Annotated in this window: 13 protein-coding genes and 1 tRNA gene; 4 read left to right on the forward strand and 10 right to left on the reverse strand. The window is 59.3% G+C overall.

Translation table 11 applies throughout. The features are described 5' to 3' along the window. Nucleotides 1–235: 235 nt before the first annotated feature. Complete coding sequence (locus tag IDL90_RS07115; RefSeq protein WP_182141119.1) at nt 236–1,186, reverse strand: DMT family transporter; 951 nt, start codon at nt 1,184–1,186, stop codon at nt 236–238. A gap of 114 nt (nt 1,187–1,300) precedes the next feature. Here IDL90_RS07115 and IDL90_RS07120 point away from each other — a divergent pair, with 114 nt between their 5' ends. Both IDL90_RS07120 and IDL90_RS07125 read left to right on the forward strand, forming a co-directional pair. Then, the gene (locus tag IDL90_RS07120) at nt 1,301–2,083 is read left to right on the forward strand and encodes a DsbA family protein (RefSeq protein WP_220458726.1); all 783 of its coding nucleotides are present in this window, start codon (nt 1,301–1,303) and stop codon (nt 2,081–2,083) included. Nucleotides 2,084–2,099: 16 nt separating this feature from the next. Beyond that, nucleotides 2,100–2,915 (forward strand): cytochrome c biogenesis CcdA family protein, encoded by an 816-nt coding sequence (locus tag IDL90_RS07125; RefSeq protein WP_223175252.1) that lies wholly within the window; start codon nt 2,100–2,102, stop codon nt 2,913–2,915. Between the two features lie 90 nt (nt 2,916–3,005). On the opposite strand, the gene IDL90_RS07130 is transcribed toward IDL90_RS07125, so the two are convergent. From IDL90_RS07130 to IDL90_RS07140, 3 genes are all read right to left on the reverse strand, one after another. Next, nucleotides 3,006–4,418, reverse strand: a complete 1,413-nt coding sequence (locus IDL90_RS07130) for a glycoside hydrolase family 1 protein (RefSeq protein WP_182141116.1) — start codon at nt 4,416–4,418, stop codon at nt 3,006–3,008. Between the two features lie 18 nt (nt 4,419–4,436). Next, nucleotides 4,437–6,293 carry a beta-glucoside-specific PTS transporter subunit IIABC gene (locus IDL90_RS07135; RefSeq protein WP_182141115.1) on the reverse strand — a complete coding sequence of 619 codons (1,857 nt, stop codon included), beginning with the start codon at nt 6,291–6,293 and terminating at the stop codon, nt 4,437–4,439. A gap of 235 nt (nt 6,294–6,528) precedes the next feature. Further along, complete coding sequence (locus tag IDL90_RS07140; protein WP_220458725.1) at nt 6,529–7,434, reverse strand: PRD domain-containing protein; 906 nt, start codon at nt 7,432–7,434, stop codon at nt 6,529–6,531. Between the two features lie 102 nt (nt 7,435–7,536). On the opposite strand from IDL90_RS07140, the gene IDL90_RS07145 reads away from it, so the two are divergent. Continuing rightward, nucleotides 7,537–8,847: a CapA family protein gene (locus tag IDL90_RS07145; RefSeq protein WP_187994910.1), complete on the forward strand. Its 1,311-nt coding sequence runs from the start codon at nt 7,537–7,539 to the stop codon at nt 8,845–8,847. Here IDL90_RS07145 and IDL90_RS07150 read toward each other — a convergent pair whose 3' ends face one another. The 6 genes from IDL90_RS07150 to IDL90_RS07175 all read right to left on the reverse strand — a co-directional run bounded on the left by IDL90_RS07150 (nt 8,848) and on the right by IDL90_RS07175 (nt 15,062). Continuing rightward, nucleotides 8,848–10,335, reverse strand: coding sequence for a glycoside hydrolase family 3 protein (locus tag IDL90_RS07150; protein ID WP_187994911.1), 1,488 nt, complete (start codon nt 10,333–10,335; stop codon nt 8,848–8,850). Continuing rightward, nucleotides 10,332–11,228 (reverse strand): carbohydrate ABC transporter permease, encoded by an 897-nt coding sequence (locus IDL90_RS07155; protein WP_182141112.1) that lies wholly within the window; start codon nt 11,226–11,228, stop codon nt 10,332–10,334. The genes IDL90_RS07150 and IDL90_RS07155 overlap by 4 nt, the downstream gene beginning before the upstream one ends. After that, nucleotides 11,225–12,148, reverse strand: coding sequence for a carbohydrate ABC transporter permease (locus IDL90_RS07160; RefSeq protein ID WP_182141111.1), 924 nt, complete (start codon nt 12,146–12,148; stop codon nt 11,225–11,227). The genes IDL90_RS07155 and IDL90_RS07160 overlap by 4 nt, the downstream gene beginning before the upstream one ends. 79 nt (nt 12,149–12,227) lie before the next feature. Further along, complete coding sequence (locus IDL90_RS07165; RefSeq protein WP_182141110.1) at nt 12,228–13,598, reverse strand: extracellular solute-binding protein; 1,371 nt, start codon at nt 13,596–13,598, stop codon at nt 12,228–12,230. A 34-nt stretch (nt 13,599–13,632) separates the two neighbouring features. Further along, nucleotides 13,633–14,877, reverse strand: a complete 1,245-nt coding sequence (locus IDL90_RS07170; protein ID WP_182141109.1) for an ROK family transcriptional regulator — start codon at nt 14,875–14,877, stop codon at nt 13,633–13,635. Nucleotides 14,878–14,988: 111 nt separating this feature from the next. Next, nucleotides 14,989–15,062, reverse strand: a tRNA-Gly gene (locus tag IDL90_RS07175). Nucleotides 15,063–15,292: 230 nt separating this feature from the next. On the opposite strand from IDL90_RS07175, the gene tig reads away from it, so the two are divergent. Beyond that, nucleotides 15,293–16,651 carry a trigger factor gene (gene tig, locus IDL90_RS07180; protein WP_182141095.1) on the forward strand — a complete coding sequence of 453 codons (1,359 nt, stop codon included), beginning with the start codon at nt 15,293–15,295 and terminating at the stop codon, nt 16,649–16,651. Nucleotides 16,652–16,672: the final 21 nt, after the last annotated feature.

Genomic DNA, 16,672 nt, shown 5'->3' on the forward strand with positions numbered 1-16,672 from the left:
GAGCCGACTAGGCTTGCATAACGGTGTGATTGTGGGCAATCTGGGCCTAGTCGGCTCCGTATGCCCCAATGGGCTCCGTATGTCCGATCCGACTCCATCGCGGGGCGTGCCGTCTTCATAGTGACGCTGGTTCTGATCCTTCCGGGCAGCAAGTTTCTGGTTCTCTGGCTCACGAAGCTGGTGTTTGGCAGCTCGGTAATGCTGGGAGGGTTCTTGGCCGTGACCGGGTTGGTGGTCACGCTGATGGCTGCGCGCGGCCTCGTTCGCTGGGGGCTTGAACGATTGGCTCGGTAAGAGGCCCAGGCGACTTGGGTGGGGGTTCTTTGGTCTCGACAAGAAACATGGCTGCGAGAACGAGCGCACCGCCCAGCAGGAGGCGCGTGGTTAGTGCCTCGCCACCAAACGCGATGGCAAACCCTGCAGCAAAAACGGGTTCGGTGGTCATGACGATTGCTGCTGTTGTTGTATCCAACCGCGACTGAGCCCATGTCTGTAGCAACAGTGCGCCAAGTCCCGCAATCACCGCCATATAGAGAAAGCTGCTCCACGCGCCAACTGTCTGTGGCATGGCGATACCGCCGGGCAGTGCTGCGGCACCCAGAATGGCTCCCGCGCAAACAATCTGCAGCAGCCCTAGTGTGAGGGGATCACTGTGGCGGGCCCACCGCCCGAGGAAGACGATGTGCAAGGCGTAGAAAAACGCTCCGCCAAGCGTCAGGGCCTCGCCGAACCCAAGCGATACGCCCGGGCCCACAAATGGGACCCCCGTGATGCTTAGGAAACCCAGACCTACCGTTGCAACGGCAACCGCAATCCACACCCTCCCGCTGATGTGGACTCTGAACATTGCGGCCAGGAGGAGTGGAGTGAAGACCACGTACATTCCCGTAACAAACCCCGATATCGATGCATCGGTGTACTGCAATCCAACCGTCTGGAGCAGCTGGCCGCTGGAGTAGAGAAGACCGAGGACGCCGCCGCGCAGCCAATCCTGCCGACTCGCACGTCGCAATCTTGAGAACTGGAAGAGGACAACTATCGCAGCGGCCAGGCCAAAGCGCGCCCCAAGAAAGTCCAACGGAGGCATCTGCTGGACCAGGTCCTTGAGAAGGAAGAAGGTTGAACCCCACACCGCCGTGACTGCGAGCAAGGCGAAGGTAGGCAATGCTGAACTGCGGAGAGACACAGAATCATGCTAGACGCGGGTCAAGTGTGGCGCGTATCGTCCTCATCCAGTGGATCGCCCTCGTGAAAGCCTGCGAAGATGAAGGTTACGCAATCTAGTTTCTGGAGGATCGCTTTGAGTACTGAGCCTAAGAAGAACTCGGTTCCCCGATTTGTTGTTCCGCTGTTGGTTCTGACTGTCGCGGTACTGTTGCTCGTTATCGCATGGCTTATGCAAGGCAGCTCCATAGGGAAGGCTCCTGCAGCGGGGGGTGCCGTTGCGCCACAGTCCGAGGTCGTCTTGGCAGAGACCACCGAAGCAGACCCTCAAGCAACCGCGGATGAGGGCGCCCAAGAGGCCCAAGATCTGACACTGCTTGAAACGCGCGACCCAGACGACCCGCTTGCGGTTGGTGCTGTTGACGCGCCGATTGGCATGGTCGTTTTCTCTGACTACCAGTGTCCCTACTGCGGGCGTTGGAACAACGACACGCTGCCGACGATGTTGGAGTATGTGGATCAGGGGCTGCTTCGTATTGAGTGGCGTGACGCAGTCATCTTTGGGGCCTCGTCCGAGGCCGCCGCGCGCGCAGCCTACGCAGCTGCTCTGCAGGGCCACTTCCTCGAGTACAACGACGCGCTCTTTCCCGGGGGAGACAAACTCCCGGAGAGCAGCCTGACAGATGAGGCTCTGATCGAGTTGGCTGGCGACCTCGGCCTTGACACCACCCGGTTCGCGGCAGACCTGACATCCCCGGAAACCGCTGCGGTCGTAGCGGAACACGCCGCAATGGCAACCGGGGTGGGGGTCACCTCAACTCCGACCTTTACTCTGGGAGGGGTTCCGATAGTGGGGGCCCAACCAACCGAGGTATTTACGTCCACGTTCGAGGACGTCTTAGCGACGAAGCAGGGCTAGACCTGTGGATATCGGGTTGGTTACTGCCTTCTTGGGTGGTGCACTTGCAATCCTCAGTCCCTGTGGGGCACTGCTGTTGCCGGCATTCTTTGCCTCGACGGTAGGAGCTGGCCCGCGGTTGGCACTGCATGGGGCAGTGTTTTACGCCGGGTTGCTCGTAATCCTGGTGCCCCTTGGCATTGGCGCGGGAGCGCTGGGGAGCCTTTTCGTTACCCATCGCACCGCGGTGATTGCCGTGGCCTCTGCAATCATGATCATTTTCGGTGTGCTGCAGATCTTCGGGTTCGGGTTTGACGCGTCGCGTCTGTTGCCGGGCAGCAAAGAGTTGGACCGCCGTGCCACGAACAGCGCCGGCCTGGTCAAATCGTTCCTCCTCGGGATGGCAAGCGGTGTGGCTGGCTTCTGTGCGGGACCGATACTGGGGGCAGTTCTTACGATGGCCGCGGCCCAGGGGAGCATGGTGACCGCTGGCATCTTGCTCGCCATGTACGGTGCTGGAATGGTTGTGCCGTTGCTGGTCATTGCCGCCCTGTGGGACAAGATGAGTGCCCGCACTAAGGGATTGCTGAGAGGAAGGACATTCACGTTCCTCGGTCGCGAGTTCCACACCACCTCAGTCTTCGCTGGCCTGCTGATCGCAGCTGTGGGTGTTCTCTTCTGGGTCACCAACGGCCTGGTGAGCATGCCGTCATTGCTGCCGACCAGTGTCTCCGCCTGGCTGCAGGGGCAGAGCTCCCTGCTCGCCAACATCTGGGTTGATATGGGAGCAATCGTCGTGGTGGCACTGGTCATCCTGGCGATCTGGTGGAGGAAGACCTCGCCGAAGAACTAGCGCCCCGCGAAATCGCTTAACTCTGCCAGCTTTGGCCCTGATAACAGTGTTTTGTGTCGGAGTTAAGCGATTTCGCGGGGCGGGTCCTACCTAGATGTAGAGGCTCTCACCGTTGCTGCCAATGACTTCCTTGTACCAGTTGAAGGACTTCTTCTTGTAGCGCTCCAAGGTCCCGGAGCCGTCATCGTTGCGATCAACGTAGATGAAGCCGTAACGCTTGCTCATCTCAGCGGTGGAGGCACTGACTAGGTCAATGCAGCCCCAACTGGTGTAGCCGAGGACGTCAACCCCGTCCTTGATCGCTTCACCAACCTGGACTAGATGCTGACGAAGATAGTCGATGCGGTAATCATCAACGACAGTCTTCTCACCATCAACTTCGACGAGGACGTCCTTGGCGCCGAGCCCGTTCTCAACAATGAACAGCGGCTTCTGCCAACGCTCCCAGAAGTCGTTGAGGACGATACGCAGGCCAACTGGATCGATCTGCCAGCCCCACTCGCTTGCCTCCAGCGTTGGGTTGGGAACACCACCCAGGAGGTTACCGATGCCCTTGTTCACACTGGGATCTGCCGTTGCACACACGCTCATGTAGTAGCTAAACGACACGAAGTCGACAGTGTTCTTGAGGAGTTCTGTGTCCTCCGGGGTGATCTCGAGAGTGATACCACGTTCGCGCAGGGTGCGCAGGAAGTATCCCGGGTAGGCGCCACGCACGTGGATGTCCCCGAAGACATAGTTGCCGTGTTCGGCTTCCATCGCAGCGAAGACATCCGCAGGAGCCGGTGTTAGTGGATAGGTCGGCATCGCAAGGATCATGCACCCGATCTGGATTCCCGGGACCATCTCATGACCAATCTTGGTGGCCAGTGCCGATGCCACCAGTTCATGATGCATCGCCTGGTAGAGAGCACTTTCATCCAGCTCGTCCTTGGGGGTAGCGATGCCACCACTCATGAACGGAGCATGGGTGAGTGAGTTGATCTCATTGAAGGTCAGCCAGTACTTGACCCTCTTTCCGTATCTCTCGAACAAGACGCGCACGTAGCGTTCATAGAACCCGATCAGCTCTCGATTAGTCCAACCGTCGTACTTCTCCGCAAGGTGCAGCGGGGTCTCGTAGTGAGAGATGGTGACCAGGGGCTCAATGTCATGCTTCTCGAGTTCGTCCAGGAGACGGTCGTAGAAGGCGAGGCCCTCTTCATTTGGCTCTTCTTCGTCCCCATTTGGGAAGATCCGCGACCAGGCGATCGAGAAGCGGTAGACACCGAAGCCCATCTCAGCGAACAGCTCAACGTCCTCGGCGTAGCGGTGGTAGTGATCGATGCCGACTAACTTCAGGTTGTCAGGGGTAGGCACGTCGGTGCGTGGTTTACCGATTCCGCCGTGGGGGAGCACATCCTGGACGGACAGGCCCTTGCCATCTTCGTTATAGGCTCCCTCGAGCTGGTTGGCAGCAGTGGCGCCACCCCACAGGAATGTTGTCGGAAATGGTGTCGTCATATCTTTCTCCTATGGTGGTTAGTTGGCTGCTACTGCGGGTTGGACGGCCTCTGCGTAGAACAGTGGGTCGCCGTGGTTGATTGGTCCGGTCGCCGGTTCGCCGACGATCACGTGTTTTGCCGAGTTCGTGATGATAACCGGCGTGACCATGCTGTACCCGGCAGCCCTGATGGCTTCGATGTCGAATTCGACGAGGACGTCACCCGCGGCAACTTCCTGGCCACGCTTGACCTTGAGGTCAAAGTGCTGGCCTTTCAGCTCCACCGTGTCGAGGCCGATGTGCAACAGCAGCTCGGTGCCGTCTGCTGCGCGCAACCCGATCGCGTGAGCGGTGGGGAAGGCAACGATGACGGTGGCGTCAAACGGTGCGAAAAGAACTCCAGTGCGTGGGTCAATGCCAACACCTTGGCCCATGGCGCCGCCAGCAAATGCCGCGTCAGGAATGTCAGCAAGTGGCATAACGGTGCCGTCGAGAGGGGAGAGGACGCTCAGATCCTTGCCTTCGGCGGGGGCTTCCGCATCTTCTGCTGGGTCTTTGAACCCGACGAGGACGGTGAGGAGGAAGGCAATCAGGATGGCGGATACAATGCCGATCAGTGTCATTGCGATGTTTCCATGGCCCAAAAGTGCGGGTATTGCCAAGCCAGACGGAAGCACAAATGCGTTCGATGCGCCCCCACCGATGGCGATGATGGCACCACCGACTGCTCCACCAACTAGGGCGAAGGCAAAGGGTCTCTTGAGGGGCAGCGTTACGCCATAGATGCCGGGCTCTGTAATACCCGCAAGGAAGCCTGACAGGGTTGCGGGTGCCGCAAGTTCACGTAGCTTCTTGTTCTTTGTTCGCACCCAAACACCTGCGATGGCGCCTGCCATGGCCAGGACGGCTGCGAACAGCGGAGCAAGAATCGTGATGATGCCGGTCTCCTGCAGCTCCAGACTAAAGAAGGGGATAAAGCCCCAGTGCAAGCCGAAGATAACGAACACCTGCCATAGGCCACCCAGAAGAGCCCCGCCCAGCCATGGAACTACTGCGAACACCCAGCCAATACCATCCGCGATGGCGCCAGAAAGGAAGGAAGACACCGGGCCAATGGCCAGGAATGTCAGAGGAACAAGGACGAGGAGAATGATCATTGGGGTCGTGAAGCGCCGTATTGCGGCGGGGAGCCACTTGTAGAGGTACTTTTCCATCCAGGACTGGAGCCAAACCATAATGATGATTGGAATGACCGAGGATACGTATGACACCATGACCATAGGAATGCCAAAGAAAGTCAGGCCTTCGACGCCATTGAGCTCAATGATGCTGGGATAGACCAGTGCTCCGGCCATAGCAAGTGCCGTGAACTGGTTGGCATTGAAGTACCTTGCGGCTGTTATCGCTAGACCCATCGGCAAGAAGTAGATGAACGAATCAGAGAGCGCGTAAAGGACAGTGTACGTCGAACTTTCAGTGTCGATCCAGCCGAACTGGGCAGAAGCAGCAATGAACGCCTTCAGCAATCCGGTGCCAGCCAGCGCCCAGATCAGCGGCGTGAAGATGGCGGAGATCATCTTGATGAAGCGGTTGAGGAGGTTGCCCTTAGGCGCGTCCTCGGCTGGCTCAGAAGCGTCTCCGCTTCCCCCGAATTTGGAGATTGTCCCCATGGCCGCAAAGACCTCGGGCACCTCGTTGCCTACAACAACCTGGAACTGACCGCCACCAACGGCGGTTGTGATGACGCCCGGAACCGCGCGCACCTTAGTTGCATCGGCCTTGTCTTGGTCTTTGAGCACGAAGCGCAGGCGCGTCGCGCAATGCGTCAGCGCTTGAACGTTGGCCTCACCGCCCACGCTTTCCAGAATGCCAGCCGCTGTCTTCTTGTAGTCCACTGTGTTTCACCTTTCCGCCGCGTCAATGCGACGAGTTGTCGGGCCCCAAGGAGGCGTTTCAGGCGACAAAAAAACCTGAACCGGCAACAGCCATGGATGGCTGATGGGTTCAGGTTTTGCCCGCTGCTCTGGTAACAATCCTTGAAGAACTGTTTATCTCAACCAAGACTGGTTGGACTCACACGAAGAATCTAACACAGCAACAGCGTACCGTATCGGGTGAACTGTGCCACGGTTATTCGGTCGTGGTTGAGAGGCGTTCGATGTGGACGATCAGGTAGAGCAGCTCCTCATCGGTTAGCTCTACCTCCCACTTGGATGCCACCATTCCCTTCACTTCTAGCGCGAGGGCGTGCGACCCAGGATAGGAATTACTGGCGACCTCGTACATCGCCGAGTGGTTGCCGCGCAGCATTGTTCCCTCGAGGACCCGTTGGATGAGGAACTTGATGTGCAGAACAAACCGGGCGTAGTCCATGGAGGAATGGTCAAGGCCAGGTGAGCCGCGGTCAGTCAGGGACTCTTCAATCGTGGACACAACCTGGTGGACGCGTGAGAACAGGAGCGCACTGTTGCGACCCGGCTCATCTCGCGTGGCGTTGAGAATGTGCATGGTGAGGAAGACGCCCTCGTCCTCGGGTAGCTCCCTGCCGAGTACTTGGGAGACGGCCTGAATCATCGCCACACCTGCCCGTGACTCTTCCGGGTGAATAACCCGCAGCTCGGGCATCGCCGATGTGGATATGGTCAGCCCTTTATCCATGCGTTCGAGGAGGTACTGGAGGTGGTCTATGACGGCAAGGGTGATCGATCGACCGAGACTGCGACCCATGCACTTCTCTGCGGCGCCAACCCCAGCCGTTGCCGCAGAGAGGACTTCATAGGGTGCATCCTGGAGGAGGAGGCGTTGAGACTCACCCTTCTCACCGCGTTCCAGCACAAATGTTTTCTCTACCTTGTCGACATCAACCAAATCCTTGGGACGTACTTTGAACCCCAGGCCGCGCCCCATGAGAACCCTCTCGACGCCGGAATCGTCAAGGATTACGACAACGTTGTTGTTGAGAACCTGGTGCACGGCGGGCGCCAGGGAGCAGAGGTTTAGCCCCTGAGTGTCAGCGGGTGGTTCATGCAAGGTCACCGATTCAGTATAGGTACGCTAGGTATGCCCAGAGCCCTCCCGAGATTTCTAAGTATTTCAAGACGGTGTTAGATAGGATGATCGCTGGCAAACGGAGGGAAAATGGAACCAAGACACGCTCGAAACCAACGTCCGTCCCCTGGAAGAACCATGACCGCGAGGTTCGCGATGGTTGCGAGCGTCGTTCTGATTATTGTCCTCGCGGTTGTGCTTGCGGTCCTGAAGCCCTGGGAACAGCCGATCCTGGTGGTTGAAGGCAGCGAGCCCGAACAATCACAGCAAGAAGCGCAACCGGCCCCTCAGAGCGAGGCCCAGGAGCCGGCGCCGCTCGAGCCATTGGACTTCACGATCTCTGCGGGTGGTGACATGTTGATCCACATGCCGGTGGCGGATTCGGCATGGAATGGGGAAAGTTGGGACTTCAGCCGACTGATGGAGCCTGTTGCGCCCTTCATTGCAGGTTCAGATATTGCGCTGTGCAACATGGAGACGGCCATGGTTCCACGCGACCAGGCACCCTCGGGCTACCCAATCTTTGGGACGCCACGTGATCTAGCGGACTCCATGGCGGCGACCGGGTGGGACGGCTGCTCGACCTCGTCCAACCATTCTCTGGACCAAGGCTTCGCAGGGGTTGTGAACACAATTGACTTCCTGGAGGCGGCTGGACTCGGACACGTCGGGACAGCACGAACAGCAGAGGAAGCACGGCAGCCACAGTTGTACACCATCGAAGGTAACGGGCAGAAGGTCACCGTCGCCCACATTGCGGCTGCTCACAATACGAACGGTCTTCCGATCCCCGAAGAGGCTCCATGGGCGATCCAAATGATCGACATCCCAGTTATCGAGGAGCGCGCGCGACAGGCCCGCGCAGATGGGGCCGATATCGTCGTTGCCACACTGCATTGTTGCGAGGCGGAGTACAACACCGCTGCCGAGCCATTTCAAGAGGAGACAGCGGCGGCGTTGGCAGCATCCGGCCTCGTCGACATCTATGTCGCTCACCATGCTCACGTGCCTCGTCCCATGGCGCTGCTCGAGGGTGGTCCCAACGGAAACGGGATGTGGGTGGCATACGGAATGGGTAACTTCATCTCCAACCAAACTCGGGACGCCACGGGCTCAACCGAGTCGTCGACCGGCATGTTCGGTATCTTTCATGGAGTCAAGGACGAAGGCGAGCCTGCGCGGGTCGTCTCTGCGGAGTGGTTGGCAGTCACGGTCGATGCAGGCCACGTGGTGCGGCCGCTGATCGGCGGGCTAGCGGAAGGGGCGGTCTTGCCCGCGGATGAGATGGCGTACCGGTACTCGCTGATGCAGCAGATTCTTGAAGGAGGCCCTGCCACCGAAGTTGCTGCTCCGCCCTCGAATGAGGGACACACCACCACCGTGATTCAGCGCAGTTCGTGACTAACTTGAGAGGGCGTCAAGCAGCGCTTCACCAACCGTCTTGGAAGCACCATAGGTCGACAGCTGGGGGAACGGTGGATTGCGATCACCAGGCCACCCCATTTCCACCAGCAGAATCTGCGTGCCACTATCGGACCAGCGCCGAAGTGCTTCACCAACTTCAGGATCACGGTGTAGCAGACGCCCAACTACCACCATCGGCGACTGGGTCGGAGCATCATCAGGGAGAGCCGCGGGACTGAGGAGAATCGGCTCAGCAAAACGCGCCCGAACAGCGTCGTTGGCAGCCTCTGAAGTCGGAGAGAATGGGCCCCAGGGAACGTGGCCGACAGCCATTGACACTTGGGTTTCAACTCGCGCAACCACGAAGTCGGGGTGCACCTTTAACCATTCGCGAGCTTCTTCGAGTCCCGCGAATGCCGTTGACACAACTCCCGGTGGCGGAAGAGGTGGTTGCGGGCCAGGATTCTCTTTGCCGTCGATAGCGAACGAATGGCCGAGTTTGCCAACCCGCAGCGAGGCACTCCCCAGCCTGTCCCGCTGGAGCCGACCGTCCTCAACTGAGCCGATGATTGACTCAACACACTGCTCCAACAGGTCTGGGGAGCAGTGCGGGCCGAGGCAGAGGAGGTCGCAGCCGGCGACCAGTGCGCGGACCGATCCAGCGGGTATTCCGCCCTCGTCACCGGCACCCTGCATATCCAGGGCATCACTGATTACCACGCCCTCGAACCCGATTTGCTCCCGGAGCAGCTCCTGGAGGATCTTGCGCGAATAGGTGGCAGCCACACTCGGATCAAGGGTTGGCACGCAGATGTGAGACGTCATCACCGCGGCAACTCCGCCATTCGCAACCGCTTGGAAGGGAATGAGTTCCCGGCTCTGAAGCGTTCTCATAGAAACGTCAAGACGGGGGAGACCGAGATGAGAGTCCACCGAGGTGTCCCCGTGTCCCGGGAAGTGTTTCGCGCAGGCTGCCACGCCCTGACTCTGCAGACCCTGCACCCACGCCACCGCGTGACGGGCAACCAGATCGGGGTCCGCCCCGAAAGAACGGGTGCCGATGACCGGATTGTCCGAGTTCGAGTTGACATCGACATCAGGGGCTAAAGCCAGATTGATGCCAAGCTTGCGCAGTGACCAACCGACATGGGCCGCAGTATTGCGCGTTACGTCCTCGTCATCAAGACGTCCGAGGACGGCATTGCCCGGATATGGCGATCCTTCACGGTAGTGGATGCGGGTGACATCGCCACCCTCTTCATCGATCGCTATGACCACATCCGGTCGGATATTCCGGATCTCAGTGACGAACTCCGCCAACTGGTCGGGCGAGACCACGTTCTCCCCGTAGAGGCAGATTGACGCCAGTCCCTGTTCGAAGTAGCGCCCCAGCCAGTTGGGAACCACCGTTCCTGGTAGACCGGGCATGAGGACCGACAGGGCCAGACGGCGTAGTTCGCGATCCTCGGCCGCCGCCGTACTCATCCCTTCACGGCGCCAGAGACGAGGCCGGAAGTCATGCGACCTTGGACCAACAGGAAGAAGATGATCACGGGCACCGCGACCAGCGTGCTTGCCGCCATAACCTCACCCCAGTCGGTCTGTCGCGATGCCGAGGACGTCAGGAAGCCACGCAGCCACAGGGGAAGGGTCGCCATCGACTCCTTCTGCATGATGATGAGGGCGACGGTGAACTCATTCCAGGCCTGCAGGAAAGCGTAGACGCCCGATGCGACGAGGCCGGGAGCGAGAAGAGGGAAGGTAATGCGCAGGAATGCTTGCGTTCGGCTCAGACCGTCAACCATGGCCGCTTCCTCAAGGTCAACAGGAATACCAGCCACGAAGCCGCGCAGCATCCAGATGGTAAATGGAATGACCGCGGCCGTGTAGATGAGCGACAGCCCGAGAATCGAGTTCAGGCCGATCACGGGGCTGACGTTCTCACCCAGCGACTTCACCAGGCGGTACTGGGCGATAAAGAGGCCTTCGGCGGGGAGCATCTGAATCAGCAGTACCGCGAGGATGAACGATTTACGTCCTCGGAATCTAAAGCGACTGATGGCAAGAGCCGCAAGAAAAGCAAAGATAAGGCAAACGGTGACAGTCACGAGGGCGACGGCGACTGAAATGCCTAGCGCCTGCTGAAAGGATCCCCTCGAGAGGACCGAGACAAAATTCTTCCACGAGCCGCCGAACGGGGTCAGGGTTGGAACGGTGCGCTCCAAGACAACTGCGGGGAGGAAGGCGGAATTCACCATCCAGTAGACCGGAAAAACCCACACCAAAGCGACCAGTATGCCAAGAATCCCCCACAGTACTTTGGCGGGTTTGACACGACGATTGCGGCGCGGGCTGGCGGTGACGGTCGTGGTGGTCATGCGTCGGACTCCTCTTTCATCAGGTAACGGACGTAACCCCAACTGAGCAGCACGGTGAGGCCGAGGACGAAGATCGACACGGCGCTTGCGGTCCCGAAGTCCCCGCGGCCTACGCCGAGTTGGTAGATGTAGGTGCCGAGCAGATTGGTTTCCGAGGGATTGGAACCTTGGCCCTGCAGCATGTAAATCTGCGTGAACACGCGCAGATCCCAGATGATCTGTAGCAGGAAGACGATGCCGAGGACAGGTTTGATCATCGGCATGATGATGCTCCACATTTGCTGGAGTGGTGAGGCACCATCCATCGCGGCGGCTTCCAACACCTCGTTGGGCACCTGGGTGAGGCCGGCATAGACGGAGAAGGCAACGAAGGGGACGCTCATCCAGATCACGATGATGCCTGCAACCATGAAGAAGGAGAGCGGATTTTCTAGCCAGTTGTGTCCCGAGGTTCCAAGAACCCAGTTCACTAGGCCGCGCCTCCAGTCGAAGAGCCATGACCAAATAGTCATAGCCGCCACAACCGGCATGGCCCAGGCGAGGAGCAGGGAAATCTGAATACAGAGGCGCACCCACTTGGGAGCCGACCGCATCAACAGGGCGATGAGGACCCCGACAAACATGGTGGCTGCTGCAACGATGAGGCAGAAGGCAACAGACCGTCCCACTACAACCCACATGTAGGAGTCGGTAAACAGATCAACGTAGTTCTGGAGGCCAACGAACTCTGGTGGCTGTCCAAAGACCTGGGCACGTCCATACTTCTGCAAGGACGTGACAAACTGCCACACCAGTGGATAACCCAGGGCCAACAGGATGACCAGTATCGCCGGCGTGATCAGCAGGTAGGGTCCGAGCTTGAGCCGTTGGAGCAGGGGGGTGCGCCGTTGCTCCTGGCCTGTGGTTGACTGTGCGGTCATCTTCTTCTCTTCGTCTGTTTCACTTTGGTCGACGGGAGTGGTGGGGCGACGCGAGGCTGCTCGTCACCCCACCGGCGCACTACTCGTTGAGAAGGGCGTCAAGCTTCTCGTTGTATTCGAGGGCGAGGGCGTTCAGGTCCTCTGCATCGCGAATCTTTGAGAAGAACTCCTCCATCACGTTGGCTGACTCAACTGCTGCCCAACCCGGGGCTGCGGGGGTGAGCTTCGAGTTGGAAGCCGAGGCGATGAGGGCCTGGGCGAACTGGTCGTCACCGAGGGAATCAACGAACTTGCTGTTGCCAGGGCCGAGGCCGTTCTGGCCCAGCATGGTCTGGTACTCCTCAGAGAAGATGATCTTCATGAGTTCTTTAGCAAGTTCTGGCTCCTGAGTTTGAGCCGAAATGCCAATGTTGGAACCACCCGCGAAAACCGGGGCAGGTTTGCCATCGTTGCCCGGTAGAACGAAGGTGCCAAAGACGTCGTCGTTCCATTCGCGAACCATTTCGCCCTCGTCATTTTCGACGAGGTCGCCGATGGACCAGTGTGCCCATCCCGGAGCCATGATCGTTGCTGCTGCGACAGTGATGGTGTCGGTGGTATTGCCGTCGCCATCCTTGACCTCATCAGTGTCATTGATGAACTGGTACTGGTTGGCATCCTTCATGTCGTTGGGTGCTCGCGACGCATTGCGGTAGAGGTCCTGGAGCTGCTCCAAGCCCTTCAGTGTTTCAGGGCTGTCCAGCGTTGCCTTCCACGTTCCGCCCTCGTCCACTGCAATGTTGCCGTCATTAGCAAAGATCCAGGAGATCCCGTCACGCCAGTCCTGGCCGCCCAGGAAGAATCCTGAGAAATCAGTGATGTTGTTCGGGTTCGCCTCTGTGATGGCAACTACCGCCTTGTTGAACTCGTCAAGTGTTGTTGGCACCTCCTGGCCTGCGGCTGCCCAGATGTCCTTGCGGTAGAACATGTAGCGCGAACCGAAGTAGTAGGGGAGTGTGAAGTTCTGGTCGCCGACCTTGCCGACATCGACGAAGGACTGGAGAAGGTCGGAGCCACCGAGCTCCTCATACATATCGGTGATGTCTAGGAACGCACCGACATTGGTAAAAGTTGGCGACTGTGTGTTGCCGATTTCGGTGACGTCCGGAGTGTTGGCCGGGTCGGGCATGGCTGCCGTCAACTTGGTGATGATGTCACCCCAGCCCTGCTCCTCGATGGTCAGCGTTGCTCCAGTGGCAGTGTTGAACTCACTCTTGAGGTAGTCCCGCAGCTCATCGGGAGTGTCCCCGCCGATCAGCCACAGGGTGATTTCCTTCCCGGCGCTATCGGAGCTTTCGCTGCCAGAATCCGTACTGCTCGACGGGGTTTCTGCGGGGGTCCCCCCACAGGCTGCTAGCGCGGTCATGGCGGCGACACCCGCAGCCACTAGACCTAGGGCCCTGCGTTTCATTGTGCTTCCTTTCAGTGTTGCAATCTCTGTGCATCTAGCGGTTGTTGTGGTTTTCGAGGAATCGGTTGAGGGCCAGCCATGCACACCCCAGCAGCACCACGTCGGTGCCAAGTTGGGAGGGGGCGACCTGGAGACCTTCGTTCGAGAAGCTCATGGTTCGTGCTCGAAGGCTCTGGTTGGTGGCTTCTATAAAGGGGCCGGTGACTATGTCATCTGGCCCGTTGAGGACCACCGTGGTCAGGTTCAGCATGGCGACTATTGGGGCGAGGGCGACTGCGAGGTGTTCGCCCGCAGCTGTGAAGACCGCGTCTGCGTCCTCGGACTCACCGAGGCGGTGGTCGAGGGCGGGAAGGGAAATCCATTCCTCCAGTGAGGTGTCACCAGGGCCGACTGTGAGACGCCCAATCTCGCCCGAGGCGAAACTCTGGCCCCGCAGAAGCCCGCCGTCGAGGACGAGGCCGGCCCCAATGCCCGACCAAACCGAGACGAACAGCAGGTCTTCGTTATCTTGCCGCGCCGCGCTTTCCGCGATGGTTGCGGCATTTGCGTCATTCTCAACGATGGTGGGGATGCCCGTGCGTTCTTCAATGAGGGAGGCCAGTGGAATGTCGGTCCAACCCAGGCTCATCGATGTGCGCACCATCCCGTCGGCGCTAACCACGCCGGGGCTGCCAACCCCGAGTCCAATCACCGGCAGAGTTGAGGCTTTCACCAGTTCTGTGGCCAGATCGAGGGCGGCCTCAAGGGCGTCGGTGCCACGCTTGCCAACCCGGGAAACGGAAATGCGCTTGAGCTCTGTAAAGTTGAGGTCGAAGAGCGCGGCTTTGAAGGTGTTGCCGTCTGAGAGGTCGAGGCAGCCGACAGCGAATGCGTCTTTGACGAGGTCGAGGAGGACCGCGGGCTTGCCTGGGCGGAGGTATTGGTCCGCGCCGACCTCCTGGACGAGGCCGTCGCCCATCAGCCGCGCTACCAGGTCTGAGATCGTCACCTTGGTGAGGTGGGTGGCGCGGGCTAGGTCTGCCCGGCTGAGGGGACCATCGGCGTAAATGGTTTGCAGAACAAGCGCGAGGTTGCGGGTTCTGGCCTCGGCTGGGAGGGACTTGGTCTTGCCAGTGGAGAAGGAAACGCGCCAGGAGTCGGGAAGGACCCGGGGGGACTGCGCTGTTGCCATGGCATCGGTTGCGACTTGCGGGGATGCCCCCTCGTTGTCGCCAGTTGCGACCTGCGGGGATGTTCCCTTGGCGCTGGCCGCTGAGGGCTCGTATGTGCTTCGCTGCATATAGTTAGTAAAGTTTACTAACTAAAGAAATGCAAGAGATGTGGGTGCAGATTTTTGGGCTGTGACCGAACTGTTACCTTGAGCCGTGAAGCAGGCTGTATGAACATGAAGTGGAGCGGGTGACGAGAATCGAACTCGCACCATCTGCTTGGAAGGCAGAGGCTCTACCATTGAGCTACACCCGCATCGCATCCGCAACTCGTGCGTCTGCAACCAGAACACTATAGCGCGCATCTCCTGCGCGCGTCGCCCTCGATCCAGTTGCCTGCGCCACAGCCCGCTGCAGTCCTTAGGCTTCATTGGGGAAACTGCCGTAGTATTGGCGGGGTTGCGAGCATGTCTGCTCGCCAGAATCAGCGCATTCCGGTTCGCGAAAGTGGCCGGGTGCAAAATCTATTTCGTGGGAGTGTAACGCGTGAAGAGCACCGTTGAGAATCTCGAGCCGACCAAGGTCCGTCTGACAGTTACGGTCGATTACGACGAACTCAAGCCTTTCATGGCAGAGGCATACAAGGAGATCGCGGGCCAGGTGAACATCCCCGGCTTCAGGAAGGGTCACATCCCTCCACGCATCATTGACCAGCGCTTTGGTCGCGGCGCCGTTATTGAGCAGGTGGTCAACCAGGTCGTCCCTGAGCAGCTGAACAATGCAATCGTCGAGAACAAGTTGCGCCCTCTGGCCCAGCCAGAGATTGAGGTTGAGGAAATCCCCGCAACTGAGGGAGAGCCTGGCGGCGCTTTGGTTTTCACCGCAAACATGGACGTCGTTCCGGAGTTTGAACTGCCCAGCCTTTCCGATCGTGTCGTAGAAGTTGACGACATTGAGGTTTCGGACGAGGACGTGGATGCAGAGCTTGACTCTCTTCGGGGCCGTTTCGCGACCTTGAAGAACCTGGATCGCCCTGCTGAGGATGGCGACTACCTGACACTGGATCTGGTTGCAAACGTTGGGGAGACAGAGATTGATTCACTGTCTGATGTTTCCTACGAACTGGGCTCCGGCTCGATGCTTCCGGGCCAGGATGAAGCGTTGCGCGGTGCTTCCGCTGGTGACGAAATCCGTTTCACCTCTGAGGTTGCCGGCGGCGAGTTCGCTGGATCCGAGGCGGTCATCGACGTCAAGGTCACTGCTGTCAAGGAACGCGAGCTGCCTGACGTAGATGACGACTTCGCACTGATGGTCTCTGAGTTCGACACGGCAGAAGAACTTCGGGCCGACACGGTCAACACCGTCCGTGAAGGCAAGAAGGGCGCGCAGGCGCTTCAGGCCCGTGATCGTCTCCTTGAGCAGTTGATTGCCGAGGCCGAGATCCTGCTGCCGGAGGCCGTCCTTGAGGCTGAGGTGGCCCGCCGGGTTGAAGAGGACACCGATGAGGAAGCACGCGCGGCAGTCCGTGAGCGCATCGAGGCTGATATTCGTCAGCAGGTCTTCCTGGATACTCTGGTTGAGGGGCGCGAGGTTGAGGTCTCCCAGCAGGAGCTGATCGACTTTATGATGCACACGGCTCAGACCTACGGGATGGACCTGGGCACGATGCTGCAGGACCAGGCGCAGATTCAGAATCTCTACTCCGAACTGGCCCGCACCAAGGCCCTTGTTTCGGTGCTGGGCGACACGGTCGTCAAGGATGCTTCCGGTGAGGTCGTGGACATGACAGCCTTCACCGCCGATGCTTCCCAGGCTGAGGAGGAAGCTCCGGAAGCCCCGGCAGAAGAGGGTACGTTCGCAATCGACATTGAGGACATTGCAGACGAGGCCGACGAAGAGGCTTAACGAGCCGGGCGTTTGCTCAAC

The sequence above is a fragment of the Schaalia sp. JY-X159 genome (genome assembly GCF_014525425.1).
Taxonomy (GTDB): Bacteria; Actinomycetota; Actinomycetes; order Actinomycetales; family Actinomycetaceae; genus Scrofimicrobium.